Below are 24,888 nucleotides of genomic sequence, written 5' to 3'. Positions count from 1 at the left end.
CTCTCGTGTGACAGAATGCCAAAGGTCAATAATAAATCTGCAAGATCGCCTTCTCGATGCAGGCTTGGATCCTTCCTAGCACAATAAAAGGTCAGCCAGTTGTTACTGGCTGACCTTTTATTGTGGCTAGTTGCGATGGAACGGCCATGTTTGAATTGGTGGAGGCAGATATCGTCTAGCCAGCAGCATAAGCGCCAATAGGCGCTGTCAAATAGGCGGCCAGCTTGTCCGCGCTTTGGACGACTTCTTCATCGGTCAGGCGCGGCGCGTGAAACACCATAAACGGCGGTACATACTTCATCTCGGTCAGCAGGACCGTGGCTTGCAAAGGCAGCAGAAGCTGCTCCATCGTGTAGAGGCTCTCGCCATCCGGGCGATAGGATTCTTCGGCGCGGCCAACGGAGATAGCCAGCACGTACTCCTTGCCCTTTAGCTGATTGCCTGTCCCATAGCCGAAGCCATAGGTGTATACTTGGTCCTGCCATTTCTTAAGCAGGGAAGGCGTGCTGTACCAGTGAAACGGGAATTGGAACACGACTCGGTCATGCTGCAGCAGAAGCTGCTGTTCCTTCTCGACATCGATCATTTCATTCGGATACGTTTGATATAAGTCATGTACGGTAATACCGGCTTCTTGCTCCAGACGTTCTTTCCACATCCGGTTGACGCGGGATTCTTGCATATTAGGGTGTGCGACAATCACAAGTGTGCTCATGGTGACGTAACTCCTCTATTATGAAAATGATATAGGAATTATAGCATAGATCCCAACCGAAAAAACAAAGAGCCGCCGCAGCAGCTCCTGAATGTCAACCCTATGAGAAGCAGCCGTTATACCGAACCGAAATAAATGTCCGTTCTATATTGGAAGCCGACGATGCCATCCTGTTGATGCTTGCCGAACAATAGTTCCAGCGCTTCCATATAAGGCTCGTAGCTAGGCGAACCCGCAAGCGGGACATAAGAGGAGGAGAGGGTCCGCCCTTTAAGAGCTTCGAAATCAAACAGCTGCTCATTCGCAAACTCCGCTTTCTTATAGCTGCCATTTCGGAAGAATGAGGCAAAGTCCTCGTGATGAAGACGTCTATGGTTCACATCTTTGTAATCCGGTGCGTAGTGTAAGAGAAGTTGATCATATTCAGCTCCAAAAGGATCATCGGTCAGGCGCGTGTTCCAGATCAGTGCCACGTTGCCGTCAGCGCGCAGAATGCGGCGAAATTCAAGCCCAGTCGATTCCGGCTCGAACCAATGAAAGGCCTGCGCCGATACGATGCAATCCACCGAGCCATCGCTGAGCTTCGTCGCTTCCGCCGAACCGTCGACGGAACGATAGCGATCGTAACCGCCAAGCTGAGCCTCTGCCGCCAACCGCATCTCGGTATTGGGCTCCACTCCCACTACAGTGCTGCCCCGCTCAAGCAGAAGTCGGGTGAAAATCCCCGTACCTGCTCCAATGTCGGCGATTACGGAAGCCGGACTCAGAGCCGCCTCATGATAGATGAAATCTAAAGCCGCAGACGGATAGCTGGGTCGATACTTCACGTATTGCTCCACGCGATCTGAGAACCGTTTCGTATTATCCTTCATAGACGCAAACCTCTCCTCTACACGCATTTATTGCAGTTCAAATGATCCTCCACCGTCTCATTGAACCTTTGAAGCAGCTCTCCGAACAGGGTGGATTCTTCCTCTGTCCAATCTTTCAGCACATCGGTAAAGAAGGTCTGGCGCAGCTGTCTTACTTTAAGCAGCATCTCGCTGCCCGAGGAGGTGACTTGGAGCAGGCTGACCCGGGCATCCTTCGGATCCACGGTGCGCTCCACATACCCCTTCGCTTCAAGCGAGGCGGTTTGCCTGCTGGCTGTCGAAATATCTAATTGAAAAGTATCGGCAAGCGCCTTTATACCAAGCGGTCCATGGTCAAACAGCCGCCTTAGCAATAAATAAGTAGAGCGGTCAAGCCCGGTATTATTAAAATAAGCGATACGGGCAGCTTCGGCTCTGCGAATAAAGATAGCCATTTCATGCTCGATTCGATGCAGATTATCTAGATCTATGTTCATGTTGGGTTCACCGTTTCTTTGGTTTATGAATCGTATTTATTCCAGCATATCGCTTCAATTTATGCCGTGCAAGTGGAAGAGATAGACCGATTGACAGCTACTAAATACCTTGTATAATTACGAATAGACATAGTTGCATGATACAACTATACTACAGTACGTAATAAATTTCACATGCAAAAACGTGAAAGGAACGCTGCAATGATGGAAAATGAAACGCAATCGGAGTTTTTAGCGTTAAACCATAGAGGACATTCATTATCGCCCATGTTAACTGCAGAGGGTCTGTTGTCTATGCAGGATATGAAGGTTGGCGCACTGGTTCGGCTTAAGGTGTTTCAAGTTGCTGGCCGGCACAAGCAGCTGAAACAAGTGAACCATGCCATATCGGCGATGGAACGGGTATGGCAAGACGGAGCTGTACAGAGCGGCGCTGTTCTGCGAGGTACTCGGGGGAAACATGTGGTTTCACTTGCGCTTGTCGATGCACAAGCGGGGGAAGCTTCAGGTCCGAATCGGTATACGGTAGAATACAGCGATCATATTGCAGCTCCGCTTTCTTCTAAGGTGGAGGAAGGACAAGGGACAGAACGTTTGTATTTCCTGAATATCGTACAGCTCGCTCCCGGCAAACGCGAAGTGATGATTCGGAATTTCGAGCGCACGATGCCGTATGTACGCAAGCAGCCTGGTTATATCTCGACGAATTTATTGGTCAGCCGCGATAATCGACTGGCGATTCATGTCGGGCAATTCGAGAGCAGGCGTCATTTTCAAGCGATTTTCCGCAAGCAAGAGGTGCTTCGCGCCTTTGGGCGGGGGCTTGCGCCGGGCATGATGGCGACGGTTTGCGGCGTGCTTCCGAAGCCGCCTAGTTTGCATCTGTTCGAACTCGCGCATGTGGTCGGATTGGCGGAAAACCATTTGCTTAACTAGCAGGTATAACTACAAGGAACGTCCGGCGCGAGAGTAGTCGCTTGCTGCCGGGGAAGGAGTTGTTAAAAGTGTCTCTTCTAATGAGACTGCTTAATCGCAGATTTTTTTACTTTACTATTATTCTCTTGGTGAAGGGTATTCTGGCCTGGTCGGTTGTATTTGACGAAGGACCGTCCTGGATGACGCTCGTAACGGAAATTCCGTTCTTCTGGGTGGTGTTCTGTCTAATCGAATGGTTAGCGGGCAAACGGAAGATGCTGTACTATATGATCGTCAATTTATTGCTTACGCTGCTCTATTTTACCGTACTCATGTATTACAAATATTATGGCATTATCGTCACCTATCACGCGCTAGCCCAGGCCGATAAAGTAACGAAGGTTGGAGAAAGCACCTACTCGCTCCTTGATCCCTATTACTTGTTCATCTTCTTGGATATCGTTGTGCTGGCGTTCATCTTATGGAGACCGAAGCACAAACATATTCAGCATCGCGTCAGCATGAGACCCGTGAAGAAAACAGGCATCACCATTATGTTCATCGTGTCTTCGCTGCTCTGTTTGCTGAATATTTGGCCGAACCGTGCCAGTATGAATGAGAATAAGCAGGCCGAAGAGATGGGGCTGCTCAACTACGAGATCTATACGATTTTTGCTGATAGCCGTAAAGAGGACGAAATGGTGCCGATGGCGGACATTACGCAGAGCGCGATTGATGAGCTGAAAGGTACGGTGCAGCCGCAGCCACAGCCGCAATATTTTGGAGCGAATAAAGGAAAGAACCTTATTATCGTGCAGATGGAATCTTTCCAGGATTTCTTGATCGGACTCAAGATCGACGGTCAAGAAGTAACGCCGAACATCAACAAGCTTGCGCAGGAGAACATGCACTTTAATCATTTCTACACCATGGTTGGTCAAGGAACTACCTCGGATGCCGAGTATGTGGTGAATACATCGCTATATGTGCCTCAGCACGATGCGGCGACTGACCACAATGTGGATAAGGCGCTGCCGAGCTTGCCGAAGCTGCTTCACGCGAATGGGTACACGACCGCGACGTTCCATACGAACGATGTTTCGTTCTGGAACCGGACGGAGCTGTACAAAGCAATCGGCTGGGATCGTTACTATGACAAATCCTTCTTCGGCGACGAAGATCATATTGCATTTGGTTCATCGGATGAAGTGCTCTACAACAAGACGATTGATGAATTGGTGAAGCTGGATGAGAGCGAACAGCCTTTCTATGCGCAAGTGATCTCGATGAGCGCCCACCATCCGTTCAATCTTCCGGAATCCAAGTATAAAATGACGCTGCCGGAAGAGTTCGACGACACCATCGTCGGTAACTATATTCATGCCCAGAACTATGCCGATTACGCGCTCGGACAGTTCATCGACGATTTGAAGCGGCGCGGGCTATGGGATGACAGTGTCATTCTGTTCTACGGCGACCATCAAGGGTTGTCCTTGTACTCGCTTGACCGCAACGAGAAGAGCTTGGTGGCTGGCATGATCGGCCATGAGTATGGGTATACCGACATGTTCCGTATCCCGCTGATTCTACATGCTCCCGGCGTGACTGGGCCTTCCGTGCGGGAACAAACCGGCGGTCAGATCGATATTCTGCCGACGGCTGCGAATTTACTGGGCGTATCGCTTAGCAATCAGATTTATTTTGGCCAAGATTTGTTGAATCAGAGCTCCAATATGCTGCCGATGCGTCATTTCTTGCCATCAGGCTCCGTCATTACGGATGAGGATATGTACTTGCCGGGCATTGATTATGCCGATGGCACGAATTACTCGATTCGGGATGACGGGGAGCAAGAGCATGGCGAGGGTGCTACCGAGGATCAGTACAATCGTACGCTGAAGCTGCTGACGTTATCAGACAGCTACGTTAGTCAACTGCCGGATAAACACGAATAATGCACTTATAAAAAATAAAGCCGCAAGCATCCCGCTTGCGGCTTTTTATCGTTTAATAAGGGTCCACTTCGTGTCCCATTTGATTCGCTTGCTCGACCGCCTGCTCAGGCCGTGACTGTCCGCTTGCAATGTTGCGGCCATCGGATTGCTTCAGCCCTTCTGCGACGCGCTGCCCGTAGCTGGCATCCGCCTCGGTGAAATATCCGATCATCCGCGATCGGATATCTTCTTTGCATATCGATAGCGCACCGACCAGGTTGTCGATCAGCTCGTCCTGCTCCCAGCTCTCGAAGGCGCGGAACGTGTCGCCGGCTTGTTTGAAGTCGTTGGTCCGCTCGAGCTTCTGCCGAGTCAGCTTCGCATCGTAGTGCGGCTCATGGTCTTTGCCGCTGCGGGCTGCTTCCTGCAATCCGCCCATGGACGACGGCTCGTAGTTCACATGCGGGTTTTGCCCCGCGGAACGGTCGGGACGGTACTGCATTTGCCCGCCGCTCTGATTGGTCGCGACATGCGTCTGAGGTGCATTAACCGGCAGCTGTAAGTAGTTGGTTCCCACCCGGTGGCGCTGCGTATCGGAGTAGGAGAATGTTCGGCCCTGCAGCAGCTTGTCGTCGGAGAAGTCCAGACCGTCCACGAGCACGCCGGTACCGAATGCCGCTTGCTCCACTTCGGTGAAATAGTCCTCGGGGTTGCGGTTCAGCGTCATTTTGCCAACGGGCAGGAAAGGGAACTGCTCCGGCGGCCACAGCTTCGTCGGATCAAGCGGGTCGAAATCCAGCTCCGGATGCTCGTCATCCGTCATCAGCTGCATGCACAGCTCCCACTCGGGATAGTCCCCGGCCTCGATCGCTTGGTACAAATCAAGCGTGGCATGGTTGAAATTAAGCCCTTGGATCTCGTTGGCTTCCCGCTGCAGCAGGTTCTTGATCCCTTGCTTGATCGGCTCCCAGTGATATTTCACGAGCATCGCTTCGCCGTCTTGATTGACCCATTTGTATGTATTAACACCGGAGCCCTGCATTTGCCTATAGTTGGCGGGAATGCCCCAAGGAGAGAATAGGAACGTAATCATATGAGTCGTTTCCGGCGAGAGCGAGACAAAGTCGAAGAAGCGCTGCATATCCTGCACATTCGTGAGCGGATCCGGCTTGAATGCATGCACCATATCCGGGAATTTCAGCGGATCGCGGATGAAGAATATCTTCAGGTTGTTGCCGACCATGTCCCAATTGCCGTCCTCGGTGTAGAACTTGACTGCGAAGCCGCGAGGATCGCGAAGCGTCTCCGGTGAATGGCTGCCGTGAATGACGGTGGAGAATCGAACGAATACCGGTGTCTGCTTGCCGGCCTCTTGCAGCAGCTTGGCGCGCGTATACTTCGAGACCGGTTCATCGCCGGCTTTGCCGTAAGCCTCGAAGATGCCGTGAGCGCCGGCTCCGCGGGCATGAACGACGCGCTCGGGGATGCGTTCCCGGTCAAAGTGAGTGATTTTCTCGATAAAATGATAGTTCTCCAGGGTGCTCGGTCCACGGCTGCCAACCGTTCGTATATTTTGATTGTCCGTTACAGGATGGCCCTGACGGGTCGTGAGCGTTTGATCGGTATCCTTTTCCAAGTGCCAAGCTCCTTTCGCAGTAAAATGTGAACTCCAATGGTATTGTTACCCAGCGCGTGGTTCCTGATTCAGATTCACTTACAGGTGTACTCGCAAATTATGGAAGCGGAATTCCGCTTGATGTGCGTTGACAGGGATGGTAGAGTCGTCTAAAATACATACCCATAGGGGTATATTAGCGTGATCGCTAAGGGAGGAGATATGTGCAATGGGATTTCAAGCGGCGAAAGAAATGACACCGCAGGAGGTTGAGAAGCGCCTCGGTTCAGGTGAAAGTTTATATATGCTGGATGTCCGCGAGCCTGCGGAATGGGCGGCCGGTCATCTGGCGGGCGCCGTCCACATTCCGCTCGGACAGCTGATTGAACGATTGGACGAGCTGGATGGCGCGCGTGAGATCATCGTGATGTGCAAGGCCGGCGGTAGAAGCGGGCTGGCCTGCGAGCTGCTTGGCGAGAGAGGGTTCTCGGTCGTGAATATGTCAGGCGGTCTATTGGGCTGGACGGGCGAGCTGACAGGAGAATAAGAGCGGGGGTTAGCGAAGATGGATATCGCGCTGAATCTATTATTTGTTGTCGTTGTGGTTTGGTTTGGCTATTCGAGATTCGGCAAAGTAAAGGGACTCCGCACGCTGCAGGCAGCGGATTTCCGCCGGGAGCTTGAGACAGGCGCTGGGGATATGCTGCTAATTGATGTGCGTGAGGCAGGAGAATACAAGAGCGGCTACATTCCGGGAGCGCGGAATATTCCGCTGTCCCAGTTTGGATCCCGGCTTGGCGAGCTGCCTAAGGATAAGAAGCTTCTACTGTACTGCCGAAGCGGCATGCGCAGTAAAACAGCGGCAAGGCAGCTGACGCGAGGCGGCTACTCGCAAATTGCCCATTTGCAGGGCGGACTTGGCGCGTGGAGCGGGAAGCTTGCTCAATAATTGTAAAGGCTTGTTTGCAGCGACGGATTGATGCTGTGAACAGGCCTTTTTACATACGAAAGAAGAGATAACGTTATACTAACGGGAAGGAATTTGCATGATGACAAAATCTAACGTTGACGTTAACGTTATAGAAGGAGTAAGATGAAATCAAAGGAACCAATTGTTTTGACGAAAGGGAGGAGGAATACAGATGGGAGAGCGTTATAAGATTGATGATGTTGCCAAAGAGAGCGGCCTGACGAAACGTACGATACGGTATTACGAGGAGATCGGCGTGCTGCCGCCGCCAGAGCGGACGGAAGGCGGGACGCGTTTGTATGCGCGCATGCACATCGAACGGCTAAAGCAGATCATCAATGCAAGAGATGTACTCGGCTTCTCCCTGCAGGAAATTATTGATTTTGTCGCTTTGCGCGAGGAACTCGTCCAACACGGCGATGCTTACAGGAAAGCCGAGGAAGTGGAGCAGAAGCGCAATCAGCTTGAAGAAGCAGGACGGATGATCGATAAGCAGCTGCTGATGATCGATCACAAGCTGGAGAAAATGAAGGAATTCCGCAAGGAAATTGAAGCGCTCAAGAAACGCGTCAATGTCGCGCTTGATCAAATGACTACGTAGAAAGAAGGAGTAAAAGTGTCAACACCTAATACAGCACGTAAAGCCGCGCCGCAAGCCCCTTTGCAGCCGAGTGCGCCGAAGAGCAACTCCATGTTTAATCAGCCGATTGCCGTGTGGGCAATCGCTTTTGCAAGTATCATCGCTTTTATGGGATTGGGTCTGGTCGATCCGATTCTGCCGATGATGAAGGATCAGCTGCATGCCTCTGACAGCCAGTTGACCTTGCTGTTCACGAGCTATAACGCGGTTATGGCCGTCGCCATGCTGATTACGGGCGTCATCTCCTCCCGTCTTGGCATTAAGCGAATGCTGCTTGCCGGTATCGTACTAATCGCAGTGTTCTCTGCGCTTGCGGGTAGTGCAGGCGATGTAATGGAAATCGTATGGCTTCGCGCCGGATGGGGACTGGGGAATGCATTCTTCGTCGCCACTGCGTTGTCCGCCATCGTTTCTTTATCCCGCGTTGGTGTCGGGAAATCGATCATTTTGTTCGAGGTAGCGGTCGGATTGGGTATTTCCGTTGGCCCTCTGCTTGGCGGAGAGCTGGGCGCGATTTCGTGGCGGAGCCCTTTCTACGGCGTTGCCGGTTTAATGGTTCTGGCATTCTGTCTCATCCTGTTCATGATGCCGAAGGCTGCCAAGTCGTCTGCCGTTGTGACACCGATTAAGAAAAAAGCTTCCTTGCTGGATCCTTTCCGTGCGCTAAAGCATCGCGCGCTTCTGGTCTTTGGCATCTCGGCTGCCCTTTATAACTTCGGATTCTTCACCTTGCTTGTCTATGCGGCGCTTGTGCTTGGTCACCTGCATCACGTTGATGTACACGGCCTTGGCTACGTGTTCCTCGGATGGGGACTGCTGCTGGCGTTTACTTCCGTTGTTACGGCTCCAAAATTGCAGCAGCGTTACGGGACAGTGAAATCGATGTGCGTGCAATTGCTGCTGTTCGCGGCTACCTTGTTCGTGATGGGGTATTGGACCACGGATAAAACGGTCATTATTTGCATGGTTATCTTGGCCGGCGCCTTCCTGGGCAATAACAATACGCTTATTACAACTGCGGTAATGAACGCTGCTCCGGTTGAGCGTCCGACAGCATCGGCTGCTTACAGCTTCCTGCGTTTCATCGGCGGTGCGCTTGCACCTTACTATGCGGTTAAATTCGCGGAGTGGTTTGATTTCCACGCGCCATTCTACATTGGCGGCGGGTTCGTCGTGCTGGCGGTTATCGTCATCTGGCTGAACCGCAAACATTTGAAGCATGTGGATGAGGCAGAAGCTCATTAATCAAATGCTGATGGGACGTCCTTTTTTTGGCTCAAAATGTAACGTTAACGTTAGTGTTATATTATTGCGTGCAAGGAGCAATTGAGTAAACCCCGGTATCGGCTCCAATGAGTCGCCGCCGGGGTTTTTTGTTTTGTCTGGATGAATTCACACATGGAGCAGGAAGGTCGCTTATAATTTGGCTATATGAATTGAACTGGGTAGGAGGTGGCGCCAATGCCAAGACGTATATTGCTCGTAGATGATGATCCCTCGATCTTGAAGATCACGACACTCTACTTAACCAAGAACGGGTACGAGGTGGAGGAGGCTCACGATGGCCAGGAAGCGCTGGAGAAGATTGCAGCGTGCAGTTTTCAACTGATCGTGCTTGATCTTATGCTGCCTCGATTGGACGGATGGGCTGTCTGCAAACAGCTGCGGCAAGCGGGGGATTACACGCCTGTTATTATGTTAACGGCACGGAGTGAAGTTCATGATCGAGTTGAGGGTCTTCAAATCGGCGCAGATGATTATGTGGTAAAACCATTCGATCCCCATGAATTGCTTGCTCGTATAGATGCGCTTCTGCGAAGAGAGGAGCGGCATCAAAGTGGGCGGGATATAGAGGCAGACAGAGACCCGGAGCGGGATAGGGACGATAAAGAAGGGGGCAAATGGCTGTCTGTCGGCAACCTCAAGCTGCGGCTTGATGCTTTCACCGTTTCGATGGATAAGGAGGCGGTCAGCTTGACACGACGTGAATTTGACCTGCTGGCATGGCTTGCCGCTCATCCGGAGCGGGTGTATACCAGGGAGGACCTCATCGCTCAGATTTGGGGCTGGGATTATGAAGGTGAGGATCGTGTCGTCGATCTCTATATTCAGCGCATTCGGCGCAAGCTTGGAGCGGGACAAGGCTGGCAACTGACAACGGTGTGGGGAGTCGGCTATAAGTTTGAGGTGAGCCCATGAGGCTGAATTCGATATTTCGCAAATGGCTGGTCGCTTCTGTTTGCATCACCATTGCGATATTGCTGCTGCTGACTGTTGTGATCAGTTGGTTGGTCCAGCGAGATTTCTACCGACAAGGCTTGGATCGACTTCATGAACGGGCGACGACTGTAGAGGCAGCGTACCAGCAGCTGGAGCAGGGCGACATGACAGTTAGTGGCTTTCGCAAAGAGCTGAAACGGATCGAGCAGGAAAATAAAGTGCAGATCAGCATTGTCGGCCAGAGAGTGAAGTATCTGAAGCAGGGGCTGTACGAGGTTGGGGTGCGCCCGGACGTGAACAGCTGGATTGTGAGCGTCAGCGAAGGGAATCACGTCGAGAAAATTGCAAAGTTCCGCAAGCAGGATAACGAGAAAATGCTCATTATCGGCTTTCCGCTGCAGCGTGGCAGGCAAGTGATTGCGTCCGCTTTTCTTTACTCTTCTGTAGCCGATGCCAAGCAGCTTGCCGCGCCGATACGCAGAAGTATTTGGCTTGTGGTGCTTCTGTGCGCAGGGCCGCTAATCGTGTTGCTTTGGTATGCCGCGCGTAGATTTGTGCGGCCTATCCAGCGGATGAGCGAGGCCTCGGATAAAGTGGCCGGGGGTGATTTCTCCAGTCGGGTCGACATCCGAGGCGATGACGAACTGGCAAGGCTGGGTGTTTCTTTCAATATGATGGCCGAACGCATCGAACGTATCGAGGAGCAGCGAAGAAGACTCCTCATGGATATTGCGCATGAGCTTCGAACGCCGCTCACGAGTATTCGCGGGACGCTGCAGGCACTGTCCGATCGCATTTTGACTGAAAGTGAGCAGACGGAGTTTGTGAAGCTTTCCTTGGCGGAGCTGCTGCGGCTGAACCTGTTGATCGATACGCTGAGTGAGCTGTCTGCTTTCGAAGAACATCAGATCAAGTATGACATGAAGGCCTTCGATTTCACGGAGCTCTGTTTGCGGGCGGTACAGCAGTGTACGCTTAAGGCCAAGGAGATCGGGATGCGCTTGGAGGCGGATATCGACTCCTCTGCTTCTGTCATGCTGCAGGGAGATCCCGAGCGGCTGCGGCAAGTGATTCTGAATGTAATCGGCAATGCGCTCGATCATAACCCTGCCGGAACAACGGTTCATGTCCGGCTTCGTGCCGATGCTCGCGGTTTGGCTGTGTTATCGGTCGCGGACAATGGCCGCGGTATTGCTGCCGAGCATATGCCGCGTCTGTTTGAGCGGTTATATAAGGCGGAATCCAGCCGCACGTCCAGAGGTTCGGGGCTGGGGCTTACGATTTCCCGTTATATTGTGCAGGCACATGGCGGGACGATTACGGCGGCGTCCACGCTTGGTGAAGGAACCGTGATGAGAGTCGAGCTGCCTTTGCAACGGTCATGACAAACTTTTGATACATTTACGCGGTAGAGTTGAGCATGTAAGTCAAATCCATAGGCAATTGGAGGAGAATAAGATGAGAATGCTCAGCAAAAAGATAGCGGCAGTCGTTATTGGACTGGCGCTTACAGCGGGATCCGCACAGGCGGTATTCGCAGACAGCGGAAATGCAGGCAGCAGTGCTGCACCCGAAGGAAAAGGGCAGCATGCGGAGTGGAAAGCGCAGACGGCTGCAGGCAAGAGCCAGCTCATTGCTTTACGTACGGAACAGCAAGCGCTGGCGGCTCAAATCAAGTCGCTGCACGCCGTCAACAAGTCGACGGTGAAGGCCATGCCGAAGGAACAAAGAGCGAAACTGAAGTCGTCGTTGAAGCAGCTGGCGCAGCAGATCGAAACGCAGCATGCCTCGATTCGCGCGCTTCGGACGCAGAAGCAGGCGCTGTGGGCACAGGTTAAGGCAGCTAAGCAGGCTGGCAACATAAAAGCGGGTACAGCCGAGCTCACACAAATAATCGCGCTTAAGGAGCAGATTATTCAGGCGAAGCAGCAAGTACTGACCTTGCAGCAAAATCTACAATCGCTGCTGACATCGATTGGCGTGTAGAGTGCCAAAGGTTGCCTCCTCATCCGCGTTTACCGGATGGGCGAGGTAGCCTTTTTCACCCTCCTTTTGGGCACCGCACTTGCCGCGATCTGCCATAAAGAGGGTTTCCTGGGGAGGATGTCGAATGATGTCACCACAGATTTATTGTGGAGGTCGACATGAAGAAAACAGCATCGTCAGGCACGCTCGCCTATACGTTATTTACGTTAGAGTCCAACCCTTCACAGCGCCGATTTGCTTTTATCGTTGGTGCGATCATAGCGCTTGCCTCGCTTGCTTCCATACCGTTTGCGCATATCCTGGTACCCAATAATAACGCGTTCTTGTCCGCACTCTGTTCAACGGTTATCTGCTTTGAACTCATCACCGTGTTCGTCCTGTACAGCCAGTTCAAAGTCAGCCGTTCCCCATCCATTCTCATATTGGCAGGAGGGTACTTCTACTCGGCCTGCATGTCGATTCTTTATTTGTTTTCCTTTCCGGGTATCGTGCCTCCGAATGGTTTCGGTCCCGGCCCTAACGGTCCCGGTCCTCAGCCGGGAATGGGGCATGGCCCCGAGCCCCTGTTCCTATTCGGAGGCAACCAGTCTGCCGAATATATTTATGCCCTCTGGCATTTGGGCTTTCCCATCGCGATCCTGCTTCATATGGCTGTCGAGGTGAAGTACAAGCAGGTTCGCCTTCGCGATCAAACCGCGCGACTGATGACGATGCTGACCGGGGCAACTGTGCTAATTGCGGTAGCGGTGATTGGCTATGTGTCGCTGGCCCTGCACGACAAGCTGCCCGTTCTAATGGATCATGGCCGCATCACGCTGCTCGCCATGTACGGATTTGGCCTGTCTACGCTGTTGATCAGCTTGCTTGCGCTGGCCCTCTACTATTACATGACCAGAGGGAGCACCGTAACCTCCTCTTGGCTATGCGTCGCGCTCCTTGCAACCGTGCTGGATGTGGGCATCAATATGAGCGGCGGCAATCGATTCAGCGTAGGCTGGTACGTCTCCAAGCTGGACACCTTCATCTGCGCCAATATCGTATTAGCGGGTATGATCTATGAGTTTACCAAGATGTATTACAAAATGACCGAGCTCTACACGCAAGTAACGGACAGCGAGAGCCGCTACAAAACCCTCTTCGCGAAGAGCCGACTAGGTGAGCAAACCATCGCCGAGCAGAACAAAATCATCGAACGGATGCTGGAATCCAGCCACGAATCGATTGCGATGTGTGACAGCGATGGACGTGTCGTCTTCGTCAATCGCCGTTTCAAAACGATGTTCGGACGGGAACTCTCCGTCGGACAGTCGCTGGCGAGCTACTGCAAAGAGATGCGGGCCGATTACGGCAGCCTCGGCGATCAGATTAAGCAATATTTTGAACAGCGGCTGCAGCCGTTCCGGGAACGTGTTGCCTTCCATAAGGAAGGCGGCGAAATGCGGCATTACGAATGTTATGTCAGCCCGATCATTAGCAAGGATGGCGGTCTGCTGCATGGCCATCTCTTCACGTTCGGCGACCGAACGGATGAAGAGCGCAAAGCGCATTACGACGATCTGACCGGACTGCCGAATCGCAGATACATTGATGAGCGGCTTCGCATTGCCATGCGAAGAGCATCGGAGGCAGGGAGTTCGTTTGCCGTCTTCTTCATGGACCTCGATGGCTTCAAGCGGGTCAACGATACACTGGGGCATGAGATGGGCGACCGGCTGCTGCAGGAAGTAGCGATTATTTTGAAAAACGGCATGGGGGGCTACGGCACCTGCGCCCGCTGGGCAGGCGATGAGTTCATCGTCTTGGTGGATGAAGCAGTGGGCGACACGAAGCCGGAAGAGCTGGCTCTGGATCTCATCGGCGCGATCCGCCAGCTTGATATTGTGGATGGCAAACGAATTCAGGTATCGGCCAGCATCGGCATCGCGGTCTATCCGGAAGACACCATGGATGGGACAAAACTGCTCCAATGCGCGGACCAAGCGATGTATGAGGCCAAAACAAGGGGTAGGGGCACTTACTGCTTCTACACTGATCTGGCCGCGAGCAGCAACAAACTTCATCCCGAAGCGGGCACTAGCTAAACCCGCTGCTATGCTGCAAGCGAAAACTCCCTCAGGGAGTTTTTTTGCATCTATACCTGCTTGCCCGCGTCCGCGTGATCTCGGAATCGTCTAAATTTTATCCCTTTATGCTAAATCAATCGGCACCGGGATTAGCTATGATGATGAGAGGGAGATGGAAGATTCTATGGGAGCAGAGGTGGGCCTTATCTTGGACACTAATGAGCAGCAAGTCTACGAATGCAAGCAAATCAGCGGGACAAACGGTATGGATAGCGAATGGATTCTATTGCGCGATACGGTCGGCGGGGATGCGCCGACAGAATGGACAAAGGTTCGCTGCGGCTGGACGGCAGACGAGCTGCTGATTCAGTTTCACTGCGAGGATGCACATATCGTATCGGATTACAGCGAGCGCGATGAGCCGCTGTATAACCAAGACGTAGTTGAAGTGTTTATCGATGAGGATGGCAGAGGCACGCATTACATAGAGCTGGAGATCAGTCCCCGCAACGTTATCTTCGATGCGCGGATTACCAATGATGGCAGCGGCTCGGTCGGGATCGATACGGACTGGGACATTGAGGGGCTGCATACCGAGGTGAGCGAGGTTCAACCCGGGCAATGGCTGTATGACATCCGCATTCCGGCGAGCACGTTCAACAAGCCGCTTGAAGCCGGACTCCGCTGGCGGGTTAACTTCTACCGGATCGACGAACGGCCGGATGGCATCCGGGAATATCAAGCCTGGCAGCCGACAGGGCTGGTTAACTTTCATAAGCCGCAACGATTTGGCACGCTTGTACTCATTTAATTATTTTCCAAGGAGGAAATAACGATGAACCTGAACCATAATCAGCTGGAGACGCGGTGCGTTAGCTCACTCGTCAAAATTTTCGCCAAAGACGGCCAGCTCCAAGAGCCTGCATACCAGAAGGGCAGCGCCCTCCGGGGTGAAGTCTACTCCTTTCAAGTCGCCTACCGCAGTGCACAGATGCGCAAGAATATCAACCTGACCGTCACTTCCCAGCTGCAAAATAGTACGATCACCGTCCGCTCCGTCGGACTTGTCCCGTCGGAGATGCCGATGTATGCCGATCATGATGATCGGATCTACCAAGCGACGCCGGGGCTATTTCCCGATCCGCTTTATCCGATTACAACGGGGATAACAGCACTCCCGAATGTGTGGAGCTCCGTATGGGTGACCGTACAAGTAGACCGCGCCGAGCAAGGCGGAACATTCGGCATCGCTATAGCTTTTGAATCGTCGGAAGGGGAAGCGCTCGCTCAAGAGAGCTTCGCGCTCACGGTCATTCCGTGCGAGCTTCCCGAGCAGAAGCTGATTCACACCGAGTGGTTCCATACCGATTGTATCGCGACCCAATACAACGTACCGGTGTTCAGCGAAGAGCACTGGCGCTTGCTGGAAGCCTTTATCGGTACAGCAGTGAGACACGGCATCAACTTGCTGCTGACGCCGCTGTTCACGCCGCCGCTCGATACGGCTGTAGGCGGAGAGCGCCCTACCGTGCAGCTGGTGGATGTCGAGAAAACAGGCGGCCAGTATACATTCGGTTTCGACAAGCTGGACCGCTGGGCGGATTTGTGTCTGTCCGTTGGCGTTCGTTACTTCGAGTTCTCCCACTTGTACACCCAGTGGGGTGCGAAGCACGCGCCTAAGATCATGGCCCATGAGAATGGCGAGTACAAGCGGATTTTCGGCTGGGAAACGGAAGCTTCCGGCGAGGACTATCGCAGCTTCCTGGGACAGCTCATTCCGGAGCTGCTGAAATGGGTAGAGAGCCGCGGCCTTCAGAAGCAGGTCTACTTCCACATTTCCGATGAGCCAAGCATGAGCGCGCTTGAGGATTATCGCCAAGCGAGCGACTGGCTCAGACCGATGCTGCAAGGTTATCCGGTTATCGACGCTTTGTCCGATTATGAGTTCTATGAATCGGGCCTTGTTCCGCGGCCGATTCCGGCGACGAATCATATCGAGCCGTTCCTTGAAGCAGGCGTTCCGGATTTGTGGACGTATTACTGCTGCGGCCAATATAAGGAAGTGTCGAACCGGTTCTTCACGTTCCCGTCCGCTCGAAACCGGATTCTCGGCGTGCAGATGCACAAGTTCGGCATTACCGGCTTCCTGCACTGGGGCTTTAATTTCTGGTACAGCCAATATTCGATCAAGCCGATCAATCCTTATATCACAACCGACGCCGGCCATGCGTTCCCATCGGGAGATGCCTTCCTTGTTTACCCGGGAGAAGAGGGGCCAATTGAGTCCATCCGCATGGAAGTGTTCTATGAGGCGCTGCAAGATATGAGAGCTTTTGCCCTGCTGGAAGAGTTGGGCGGGAAGGATGAGCTGCAAGCACTTATTGGCAACATTACGTTCAGCAGCTACCCTGCAGAGAGTGAATGGCTGCTGAACCTGCGGGAAACGGTGAACAAGCGAATTGCCGAATTCATAGGCTAGAATGGCAGCCTCCGTGATCCGCCCTTGTGTTCGCCTCGGAATTTTGGGACAATACTAGTCAGAGAGTTCATGGGGACGAAATTCAAGGTGTTGAAAAGAGGATAACGGATATGCATAAACCATCCATATATGGCTTCACATTTGATCAGCTGACCAGCTGGCTTGGGGAGTATGGACATAAACCGTCGCGCGCGCGGCAAGTATGGGATTGGCTGTACCGGAAGCGGGTTACGACATTCGGGGCGATGACTGACGTGAACGGCGCTTGCCTGGAGCTGTTGGCTGAGCACTTCGACATTCAGACGCTCGGCGAACATACGAAACAAGAATCGGCCGACGGCACGATTAAGTTCCTGCTTAAGCTGCAGGATGGCAATCTGATCGAAACCGTGCTGATGCGGCATAAATTCGGGCTGTCCGTCTGCGTAACTACGCAGGTCGGCTGCAATATCGGCTGCAGCTTCTGTGCAAGCGGCCTTCTGGCCAAGAGCCGGGATCTGACAGCAGGCGAAATCGTCGGGCAGATTATGAAGGTGCAGCTGCATCTGGATGCCGCTCGGCAGGGTGAACTGGTAAGCCACATCGTGGTGATGGGCATCGGGGAGCCGTTCGATAACTTCGAGAACATGGTCGACTTTATCGAAACCGTCAAGGATCATAAGGGTCTTGCCATCGGGGCGAGACATATTACGGTTTCTACAAGCGGTCTGGCCGACAAAATCATAGCGTTCACCGATCGAAACCTAGGCGTTAACCTGGCCGTTTCCTTGCATGCGCCGAACAATGAGCTGCGCACGCGCATCATGAAGATCAATCGCGCCATTCCGATTGAGCCGCTGATGAAGGCGATCGATTACTACCTCAGCAAGAATAAGCGCCGTGTGACGCTGGAATATATTTTGCTCAAGGATGTCAATGACCAGAAGGAGCATGCCTTGCAGCTGGCAGAGCTTGTCGGCGACCGCCGTCAGCTTGTGAACGTGAACCTGATTCCCTATAATCCGGTCGACGAACACAGCCAGTATCAGCGCAGCGAGCAGGAATCGATTCGCATCTTCTACGATACATTGAAGAAGCAGTCCGTCAGCGTCAGTGTCCGTCTGGAGCACGGAACGGACATCGACGCCGCCTGCGGCCAACTGCGCAGTAAGCAAATCAAAGCTACCGTATAAACAACCAGATTAAGCAGGCGCATCCATGAATACTACGATGCTCGTTTTCAAGAAGGCCGCGCGGACTCGGAGCTCGATATCTATGTGCCATTATGTCCAGTCGACGATCCATCATCTGAATAGGATAGCGTAGGATTAACTACGCGATGAAGGATGGATGCGAGTGATGGCCAAAGCTAAAGGACATGCCAAGGTGGTCAAACGCGAGAATCAGGTTTACTCCAACCGGGTGGTCCGCTCGGAGTTTGGTAACTATTGGCGAACCTCTCTGACAAGAAGCGGGTATGTCGTGTATACGGCAACCCGAAATGATGCGAAGGTTACGGTGCTGCTGAGCACCGGCGCTTCCAAATTGCTTGTTTTCCCTAGTGGGGGCAAGGTTTTGGTAGGCGGCGGAGGCGTGAGCCATTACAGTAAACCGCATGTGGCGATCGATCTTTAACTAGAAAACACCTTAACAATTTTTACAAAGGTTCCCTCTTATAGGGAACCTTTTTTTTGTCAACAATTATTGGGGTGGGCATCGAGGCGACATATGGCCCCATATCAGGTAGAATAGAGGAATACCATGGAACGGGAGCTGTAACGATGTCTAACGAAGAAATGATTTTGACTAAAGAGGGCTTTGCTAAATTGCAGGAGGAACTTGATGACCTCAAGTACGTGAAACGCAAAGAGCTGGCCGCACGGATTAAGCTTGCCATTAGCTATGGGGATTTGAAAGAGAACAGCGAGTATCATTCTGCGAAGAATGACCAATCGTTCTTGGAAACACGCGTCATCATCTTAGAGAAAATGCTCAATACGGCTCGTATCGTGGAGACGGATCCGAACAATACGAGCTCGGTTCAAATCGGCTCGAGCGTCATCTTGAACGATGTGGAGTTCAACGAACGGATTGAATATCAAATCGTAGCTCCGGCGGAAGCGGATGTGCAGGATAATAAAATCTCCTACGAAAGCCCGCTTGGCAAGGAATTGCTGGGGAAAGCAGTAGGCAGCCGGATTCATGTAAATGCGCCGATGGGCGTTATCGTGTATGAGCTGCTTGAGGTCAAGACGCTCTAATTTGTCTATATAAAGTAAAGTCGCCAGCGATGCAGCAATGTCATTATGTTACTTCACTTAATGACATTGCTGCGATGCTGAGCGGCTTTTTTCGTGTCTTCATGAGGCTCCCCGGCATCTCTCCCTAGTGGAAACCCGCGTAAATGCGGAAGGCCATCGCCTTCCATGGCAAGCGTACAGGCCGCCTTGCTCGTCTGTGAATACAATGTGATGTATTCCATAACAAGGAAGGAGATAATACCTTGAAACGTAATTATCCACATATGGGCCAAGTTGCCGGTGCAAACATGGGACCAAACATGGGACCAAACATGGGGCCAAACAATATGGGACCAAACAATATGGGGCCAGGCAACGTGGGAGGCATGAACGACCAATTTTGTCCGGACTGCCCTACACAAACCATCTATGATCCTCCGGTAACGCAATACGAGAATGTCTTCCATCCGCAGCTTGTAAACGTTGTTCACGCCGTAGAAGTCGTCAAACAGCATCACTGCTGCCCGGTATACCAACACTGCTACACGTATTCCGAGAAAGATGTCATGGTTTCGAGCGTAAAACGCGGCAAACGCACAAAAACTTCCTCCAAAAAACGCACCAGAAAATAGTCTTTCTTAAAAACGATGACCCGCACAGGGACACTTTAAAACGAAGTGTTCCTGCCGCGGGTCATTTGTTTAGTAAGGCATTAGAGGATAGCTTGATCTTGAATGAGATAATGCCCCATTCGAAGTGCCGCTTCCGCATTTCCTGTTCTCGCGTAATAATGAAACAATTGCTGTTCGGACCGTCTGATCAGGTACACATAGCCGAATTTGCGAAAGACCGGCAGCGCCTCGTCGTTCATATACTGATAGTACTCCGCCTCTTTGCCATTGATCAGGAGGAGCAGCATCGTGAAGAGTAAGATGAAGACTTGATCCTTTAAGGCCTTAGCGCCCGTCAGGCCCGCCTGGGCCAGCCGCTCCAGCTCTTCCGCCTGCAGCAGACCGCCCATGAAACAGCTTCGAAGATAGCCTTCCAATGACAGCAAATAAGGAAGCGTTCGGGGATTCTTAAGCTCCATGGATTGTTTGTAGAAGCCGCTCGACTTCTTATATTCCTTACGACGCAAATACTCATAGGCTAAATTATGTACGACTTTGGCTTTTCGGTCCGGCGCGTTACACATATCGCAGCTCTGAATCAAATTCTCGAACCGTGCGATCACTTCTTTAAAATCATGCTGCGGATCATCCTGCACCTGAATGAGCATCAGCATCTCCGCATCGATGACACGGAGGAAGCAGTTGATCTCCTTGAAGAAATTCCGTGCCTTCTCGGCGTAGAAATAGGCCATGACCTCAGACTTCATCGTATGATAAGCCATAGCCAAATGGTGAAAATACTCCGGATTATTATATTCCTTATCGTTTATGGTCTTGAGAATTGCGACGGCTTCTACATGATTCTGTTTGGATAAATGATAGATGCCCTCTACATGCTTCAGGAGGTTGCTTTCGAAGTCGGGCAGCCGCTCCGCCGTTTTGCGAATGCGATTGATGATGCGCAGCGCCATCTCCACCTCATTCTTCAGCAGCAGGTACTTCGCTTGAAGCAGCAAATAAAGCGTTTCATACTCGGAGATTTGCAGAAGCGCTTCCTGCTCGAGCTCCGCCTTAATGCTTTCCATGTCCGCGGATAACTGCTTCACGATGGCATCATGCCAGTCGTACAGCCTTTTTTTGATGTTGCTGAACTTTGCCAGCTCGCAATCCATGCTGATGCCAAGCCGCACGCACAGCAGGTCCAGCACTTCTTGGGAGTAATCGGTAATGCCCCGTTCGATCTTGCTGATATGGGTGTCCGAGCAGATGCCAAGTCCCAATTGGTCTTGCGTTAATTCTGCTCTTTCGCGGTAAAATTTAATGATTTTCCCTTCATGCACTGGGATGACCTCCCTGGCTGTCACAATTTCGTGGTAAGACTATTGTACCAAAACAACGGCGTCGAGGTAAAATTAGGCTATACTAATAGCATCCCAATGATTCGGCGAAGGAGCAACCATGCAAGTTAACCCATTTCATACGTATCCATTAAGCGAGGAAATCGTTCGTGCACTAGATCATCTTGGTTATACGGAGCCGACACCGGTTCAGAGCAAAGTCATCCCGGAGGTGCTCGCGCACCGTGACCTTACCGTCCGATCCCAAACCGGAAGCGGCAAGACGGCCGCCTTCGGCATTCCCATCTGTGAGCTCGTGGAGTGGGAGGAGAACAGACCGCAGGCGCTCGTACTGACGCCAACGCGGGAGCTGGCGGGGCAGGTCAAAGAGGATCTGATCAATATCGGCAGATTCAAACGCATTAAAGCCGTTGCGATCTATGGCAAGCAGCCGTTCGCCCAGCAGAAGCTGGAGCTGCAGCAGAAGGTTCATATCGTCGCGGGTACGCCCGGACGTGTGCTGGATCATATCAAACGCGGGACGCTGGATGTCGATCGGCTGCGTTACCTGGTCATCGATGAGGCCGATGAGATGCTGAACCGCGGATTTATCGAGCAAGTGGAGTCCATTATTAAGGAGCTGCCCAAGGATCGGGTGACGCTGTTATTCTCCGCAACGCTGCCGCCGGATGTGGAACAGCTATGCCATCGGCATATGAAGAACCCCATTGATATTGAGATCGAAACCGCAGGCATTACGACGGATCGGATCGCGCATACGCTGTACATCGTGAAGGATGAGCGAAAGCCGGAGCTGCTCAAGGCCGTCACGACGATTCAAAACCCGGACAGCTGCATGATTTTCTGCCGCACGCAGGAAGCCGTTGACCAAGTGAGCCGTATGCTGCGACAAAGCGGATATCCCTGCGACAAAATTCACGGCGGTATGGAGCAAAATGATCGTTTCAGCGTCATGCATGCCTTCCGTAGGCGGGAGTTCCGCTACTTAGTGGCTACCGATCTGGCCGCACGCGGGATCGATATCGAGAATATTACGCATGTCATCAACTATGACCTGCCGATGGACAAAGAAAACTTCGTGCACCGTACAGGTCGAACTGGGCGGGCAGGACAGAGCGGTATCGCGATTACGTTCGCAACGCCAAGTGAGGGCAGATACCTCGACGATATTCAAGGCTACATCGGCTTTGAGCTGCCTCGCGCAGAGCCGCCAAGCGCAGCGCGGGTTGCTGAATCGAAGGAAGCCTTCGAAGAGAAGCTGAGCGCCATGGACGCGCCGCGTCTCGATAAACGCGAGCTGCTGAGCCAGGATATTACGAAGCTGTATTTTGGCGGGGGGAAGAAGAAGAAGCTGCGGGCGGTGGATTTCGTCGGGACGATCGCGAAGCTGGAAGGCATGACTGCAGCAGATATCGGCATTATTACGATTGAGGATAGCGCGACCTTCGTGGAGATTTTGAACGGTAAAGGTTCCCTGGTCCTGCGGGCGATGAAGAATACGACCGTGAAAGGGAAGGTACTCAAAGTACATATTGCGAACAAGTGATGCTCGATGGAGTATTGGAGCTTCGCTGATCCGGATATGTGGCTGCGGCTACGGCTGCGGCTGCTTCATCTTCAACAGTGTCTTATGAATCCAGATAGCAGCTTGTGCGCCTTCGCCCATTGCGATGGACACCTGCTCGGAATGTACGGCAACGTCCCCGGCTGCCCAAACACCGGAGATACTGGTCATTTTGCTGCGCGGATCGGTCCAGATATGGCTGTTCTCGTGCAGCTTGGCGCCAAGCTGACGGGCGAGCGCGGATCTCACCTCGTTGCCGCCATAAGCGAGAAAAGCGCGATCTGCCTCAATGACGGTGCCATCCTGCAAGGTGACGCTCTTCAGATTGCCGTCGCAATCGGCGTTGACGCGAAGTTGTTCTTCTCTTCGATAAGCGATCGAAGCGGCTGCGAGCTGCTCTTGTATTGGGGCGCTTACGGATTGCGACAGCGGTGCTTGGTCGATGTACAGCAGCTTGTCTGTCCACGTCCGCAGCGTGAGCGCCATGTGGGCACCGACATCGCCTGCACCGAGCACGAGAGTGCTGCGATTCCGCACTTCGTAGCCGTCACAATCCGGGCAGACGAATACGGTGAGCCCCAGACACGGCCGCAGCTCCGGATAATCCGGCAGCCGGTCCATGACTCCTGTGGCGATTAGCAGCGTCCGCGATCGGTAAGGCGCGTTTCCTTGCTTGCTGCCGCGGAGTTCAAACAAGTCGGCGGCAATGCCGCGAGCTTCGAGAATGGTATCCGTTATGACCTCGATCCCATAATTGGCTGCCTGTGCAAGACCTGCCTGCCGTAAGGTATCGCCGGACACGCCGCCAGGATATCCCAGCAGATTTCGATAGCTGCGGCAGATTTTGGAGCGCCCATCACCGGAATCGATGACAAGAACTTCGTGCATCGCATACCGTCCCAGCTGAATAGCCGCCTGCAGTCCGGCGATTCCGCCGCCGATGATGATGCAGTCATAAACCATCAAGGGCACCTCCTAAAGTTCGTCAGAATTAATGGAACGACTTGTGCCTATCTTTCGTAGTACCGTTATTGATACAATATAGATGAGAAAAGCAGCGTGGAGAGAGGACTAAACAACCTAATGATAGAAGCTGAGCAAGGCCATTGGCGTAAAGAAATTGCAGCATTTGAACGACCGAAGCTCAAGAACAGTATTTGGCAACTCATCAACACGATCGGACCTGTAGTGCTGCTATGGCTCGCGGCTTACCTCTGCTTATCAATCTCCCCTTGGTTGACAGTCGGTGTATCCATTATTGCGGGCGGATTTCTCGTTCGGACTTTTATTATTTTCCATGATTGCTGTCACAAGTCATTTTTCAAAAATCGCAAAGCCAATGATATCGTCGGCACTATTACCGGCATCATGACTTATGTACCCTATATGCAATGGAAGCACAGCCACACGGTCCATCATGCGACATGCGGCAACCTCGATCGTCGGGGAACAGGCGATATTTGGACGCTGACCGTAGACGAATATTTGAGCGCTTCACCTCTGCGTCGTCTCGTGTACCGGTTGTACCGCAATCCACTTATTATGTTTTCCATCGGACCGATTTACATCTTCTTGATCGATTACCGTTTCAATCGTAAACGTGCCAACACGAAAGAACGGATTAACACGCATATTACGAATGCCGGAATTGCAGCTGTAGCTGCCCTGCTGTGCTGGGCTGTCGGCTGGCAAGCATTTCTTCTGATCCAAGGTACGATCTTCTTTATCTCAAGTGTTGCAGGTATTTGGCTGTTTTATGTGCAGCATCAATTCGAGGAGTCGTATTATGAGGCGGATGCCGAATGGGACTTTGTAAAGGCTGCCATGCATGGAAGTTCTTATTATAAATTACCGCGCATTCTGCACTGGATCACAGGCAACATCGGCTTCCATCATATTCATCATTTAAGCCCGCGGATTCCGAATTACAATTTGGAAGCGGTTCATGAAACGAACCCGCGCATGCAGGAAGTGAGGACGATTACGATCCTTACCAGCCTGAGCTCGCTGAATTTCCGATTGTGGCATGAGCCGAGCAAGCGATTAATCGGTTTCCGCGACATGAAGCGGCTGATGCGCGTTGCGCAAACAGCTCCGGCTGTGGAATTGTAAGAGATGAATCGCTCTCCAAGCGCAGCTTGGAGGGCGATTGTTTGTTGTAGGTGCGAATGCAGGTACAAGTGAAAGTACGAGTAAAATAGAAATGAGATACATAGTGATCATTCCGGTACAAATTTGGGAGGCTGAGTTT

General features: G+C 52.3%; 24 protein-coding genes. 18 read left to right on the top strand and 6 right to left on the bottom strand.

The window, feature by feature from the left end; genetic code table 11:
• Positions 1-175: 175 nt before the first annotated feature.
• The 3 genes from AC6ESO_RS23870 to AC6ESO_RS23860 form a co-directional block, all read right to left on the bottom strand.
• Complete coding sequence (locus AC6ESO_RS23870; RefSeq protein WP_497093575.1) at positions 176-715, bottom strand: NAD(P)H-dependent oxidoreductase; 540 nt, start codon at positions 713-715, stop codon at positions 176-178.
• Positions 716-831: 116 nt separating this feature from the next.
• On the bottom strand, positions 832-1,587 hold the full coding sequence (locus AC6ESO_RS23865) for a class I SAM-dependent methyltransferase (RefSeq protein WP_497093574.1): 756 nt from the start codon (positions 1,585-1,587) through the stop codon (positions 832-834).
• Positions 1,588-1,604: 17 nt separating this feature from the next.
• The gene (locus AC6ESO_RS23860; RefSeq protein ID WP_497093573.1) at positions 1,605-2,063 is read right to left on the bottom strand and encodes a MarR family winged helix-turn-helix transcriptional regulator; all 459 of its coding nucleotides are present in this window, start codon (positions 2,061-2,063) and stop codon (positions 1,605-1,607) included.
• Between the two features lie 294 nt (positions 2,064-2,357).
• Here AC6ESO_RS23860 and AC6ESO_RS23855 point away from each other — a divergent pair, with 294 nt between their 5' ends.
• Both AC6ESO_RS23855 and AC6ESO_RS23850 read left to right on the top strand, forming a co-directional pair.
• On the top strand, positions 2,358-2,999 hold the full coding sequence (locus AC6ESO_RS23855) for an antibiotic biosynthesis monooxygenase family protein (RefSeq protein ID WP_497093572.1): 642 nt from the start codon (positions 2,358-2,360) through the stop codon (positions 2,997-2,999).
• A gap of 68 nt (positions 3,000-3,067) precedes the next feature.
• Complete coding sequence (locus AC6ESO_RS23850; RefSeq protein WP_497093571.1) at positions 3,068-4,933, top strand: LTA synthase family protein; 1,866 nt, start codon at positions 3,068-3,070, stop codon at positions 4,931-4,933.
• Between the two features lie 52 nt (positions 4,934-4,985).
• On the opposite strand, the gene AC6ESO_RS23845 is transcribed toward AC6ESO_RS23850, so the two are convergent.
• Entirely contained in the window at positions 4,986-6,548 is a 1,563-nt protein-coding gene (locus AC6ESO_RS23845) for a catalase (protein ID WP_497093570.1), read from the bottom strand.
• A gap of 208 nt (positions 6,549-6,756) precedes the next feature.
• On the opposite strand from AC6ESO_RS23845, the gene AC6ESO_RS23840 reads away from it, so the two are divergent.
• From AC6ESO_RS23840 to AC6ESO_RS23775, 14 genes are all read left to right on the top strand, one after another.
• Positions 6,757-7,074, top strand: coding sequence for a rhodanese-like domain-containing protein (locus AC6ESO_RS23840; protein WP_497093569.1), 318 nt, complete (start codon positions 6,757-6,759; stop codon positions 7,072-7,074).
• Positions 7,075-7,092: 18 nt separating this feature from the next.
• Entirely contained in the window at positions 7,093-7,476 is a 384-nt protein-coding gene (locus AC6ESO_RS23835) for a rhodanese-like domain-containing protein (protein ID WP_497093568.1), read from the top strand.
• Positions 7,477-7,669: 193 nt separating this feature from the next.
• The gene (locus AC6ESO_RS23830; RefSeq protein ID WP_497093567.1) at positions 7,670-8,098 is read left to right on the top strand and encodes a MerR family transcriptional regulator; all 429 of its coding nucleotides are present in this window, start codon (positions 7,670-7,672) and stop codon (positions 8,096-8,098) included.
• A gap of 90 nt (positions 8,099-8,188) precedes the next feature.
• Positions 8,189-9,382, top strand: coding sequence for an MFS transporter (locus AC6ESO_RS23825; RefSeq protein WP_497093600.1), 1,194 nt, complete (start codon positions 8,189-8,191; stop codon positions 9,380-9,382).
• Between the two features lie 216 nt (positions 9,383-9,598).
• Positions 9,599-10,336: a response regulator transcription factor gene (locus AC6ESO_RS23820; RefSeq protein WP_497093566.1), complete on the top strand. Its 738-nt coding sequence runs from the start codon at positions 9,599-9,601 to the stop codon at positions 10,334-10,336.
• On the top strand, positions 10,333-11,742 hold the full coding sequence (locus AC6ESO_RS23815) for a sensor histidine kinase (protein ID WP_497093565.1): 1,410 nt from the start codon (positions 10,333-10,335) through the stop codon (positions 11,740-11,742). The genes AC6ESO_RS23820 and AC6ESO_RS23815 overlap by 4 nt, the downstream gene beginning before the upstream one ends.
• Positions 11,743-11,815: 73 nt before the next feature.
• On the top strand, positions 11,816-12,343 hold the full coding sequence (locus AC6ESO_RS23810; protein ID WP_497093564.1) for a hypothetical protein: 528 nt from the start codon (positions 11,816-11,818) through the stop codon (positions 12,341-12,343).
• A 158-nt stretch (positions 12,344-12,501) separates the two neighbouring features.
• Positions 12,502-14,424 (top strand): diguanylate cyclase domain-containing protein, encoded by a 1,923-nt coding sequence (locus AC6ESO_RS23805; RefSeq protein WP_497093563.1) that lies wholly within the window; start codon positions 12,502-12,504, stop codon positions 14,422-14,424.
• 166 nt (positions 14,425-14,590) lie between these two features.
• The gene (locus AC6ESO_RS23800) at positions 14,591-15,217 is read left to right on the top strand and encodes a carbohydrate-binding family 9-like protein (RefSeq protein ID WP_497093562.1); all 627 of its coding nucleotides are present in this window, start codon (positions 14,591-14,593) and stop codon (positions 15,215-15,217) included.
• Positions 15,218-15,241: 24 nt separating this feature from the next.
• Positions 15,242-16,885: a DUF4091 domain-containing protein gene (locus AC6ESO_RS23795; protein ID WP_497093561.1), complete on the top strand. Its 1,644-nt coding sequence runs from the start codon at positions 15,242-15,244 to the stop codon at positions 16,883-16,885.
• 110 nt (positions 16,886-16,995) lie between these two features.
• Positions 16,996-18,057 (top strand): dual-specificity RNA methyltransferase RlmN, encoded by a 1,062-nt coding sequence (gene rlmN / locus AC6ESO_RS23790; RefSeq protein ID WP_497093560.1) that lies wholly within the window; start codon positions 16,996-16,998, stop codon positions 18,055-18,057.
• Between the two features lie 166 nt (positions 18,058-18,223).
• A complete protein-coding gene (locus AC6ESO_RS23785; RefSeq protein ID WP_497093559.1) occupies positions 18,224-18,499 on the top strand; it encodes a hypothetical protein in 276 nt (91 codons plus the stop codon).
• A 146-nt stretch (positions 18,500-18,645) separates the two neighbouring features.
• Positions 18,646-19,125, top strand: coding sequence for a transcription elongation factor GreA (greA, locus tag AC6ESO_RS23780; protein ID WP_494819486.1), 480 nt, complete (start codon positions 18,646-18,648; stop codon positions 19,123-19,125).
• Between the two features lie 242 nt (positions 19,126-19,367).
• Positions 19,368-19,736 carry a hypothetical protein gene (locus AC6ESO_RS23775; protein ID WP_497093558.1) on the top strand — a complete coding sequence of 123 codons (369 nt, stop codon included), beginning with the start codon at positions 19,368-19,370 and terminating at the stop codon, positions 19,734-19,736.
• Between the two features lie 80 nt (positions 19,737-19,816).
• Here AC6ESO_RS23775 and AC6ESO_RS23770 read toward each other — a convergent pair whose 3' ends face one another.
• Positions 19,817-21,055: a helix-turn-helix domain-containing protein gene (locus AC6ESO_RS23770; RefSeq protein WP_497093557.1), complete on the bottom strand. Its 1,239-nt coding sequence runs from the start codon at positions 21,053-21,055 to the stop codon at positions 19,817-19,819.
• Between the two features lie 118 nt (positions 21,056-21,173).
• Between AC6ESO_RS23770 and AC6ESO_RS23765 the strand changes: the two genes are divergently transcribed.
• Complete coding sequence (locus tag AC6ESO_RS23765) at positions 21,174-22,619, top strand: DEAD/DEAH box helicase (protein ID WP_497093556.1); 1,446 nt, start codon at positions 21,174-21,176, stop codon at positions 22,617-22,619.
• A 48-nt stretch (positions 22,620-22,667) separates the two neighbouring features.
• On the opposite strand, the gene AC6ESO_RS23760 is transcribed toward AC6ESO_RS23765, so the two are convergent.
• Positions 22,668-23,600, bottom strand: a complete 933-nt coding sequence (locus AC6ESO_RS23760; RefSeq protein ID WP_497093555.1) for an NAD(P)/FAD-dependent oxidoreductase — start codon at positions 23,598-23,600, stop codon at positions 22,668-22,670.
• 120 nt (positions 23,601-23,720) lie between these two features.
• Here AC6ESO_RS23760 and desA point away from each other — a divergent pair, with 120 nt between their 5' ends.
• A complete protein-coding gene (gene desA, locus AC6ESO_RS23755) occupies positions 23,721-24,749 on the top strand; it encodes a Delta(5) desaturase DesA (protein WP_497093554.1) in 1,029 nt (342 codons plus the stop codon).
• Positions 24,750-24,888 lie beyond the last annotated feature (139 nt).

The sequence above is a fragment of the Paenibacillus rhizoryzae genome (assembly GCF_059686995.1).
The sequence above is the reverse complement of the archived record's forward strand: the minus strand, read 5'-3'. Positions and strand labels throughout refer to the sequence as shown.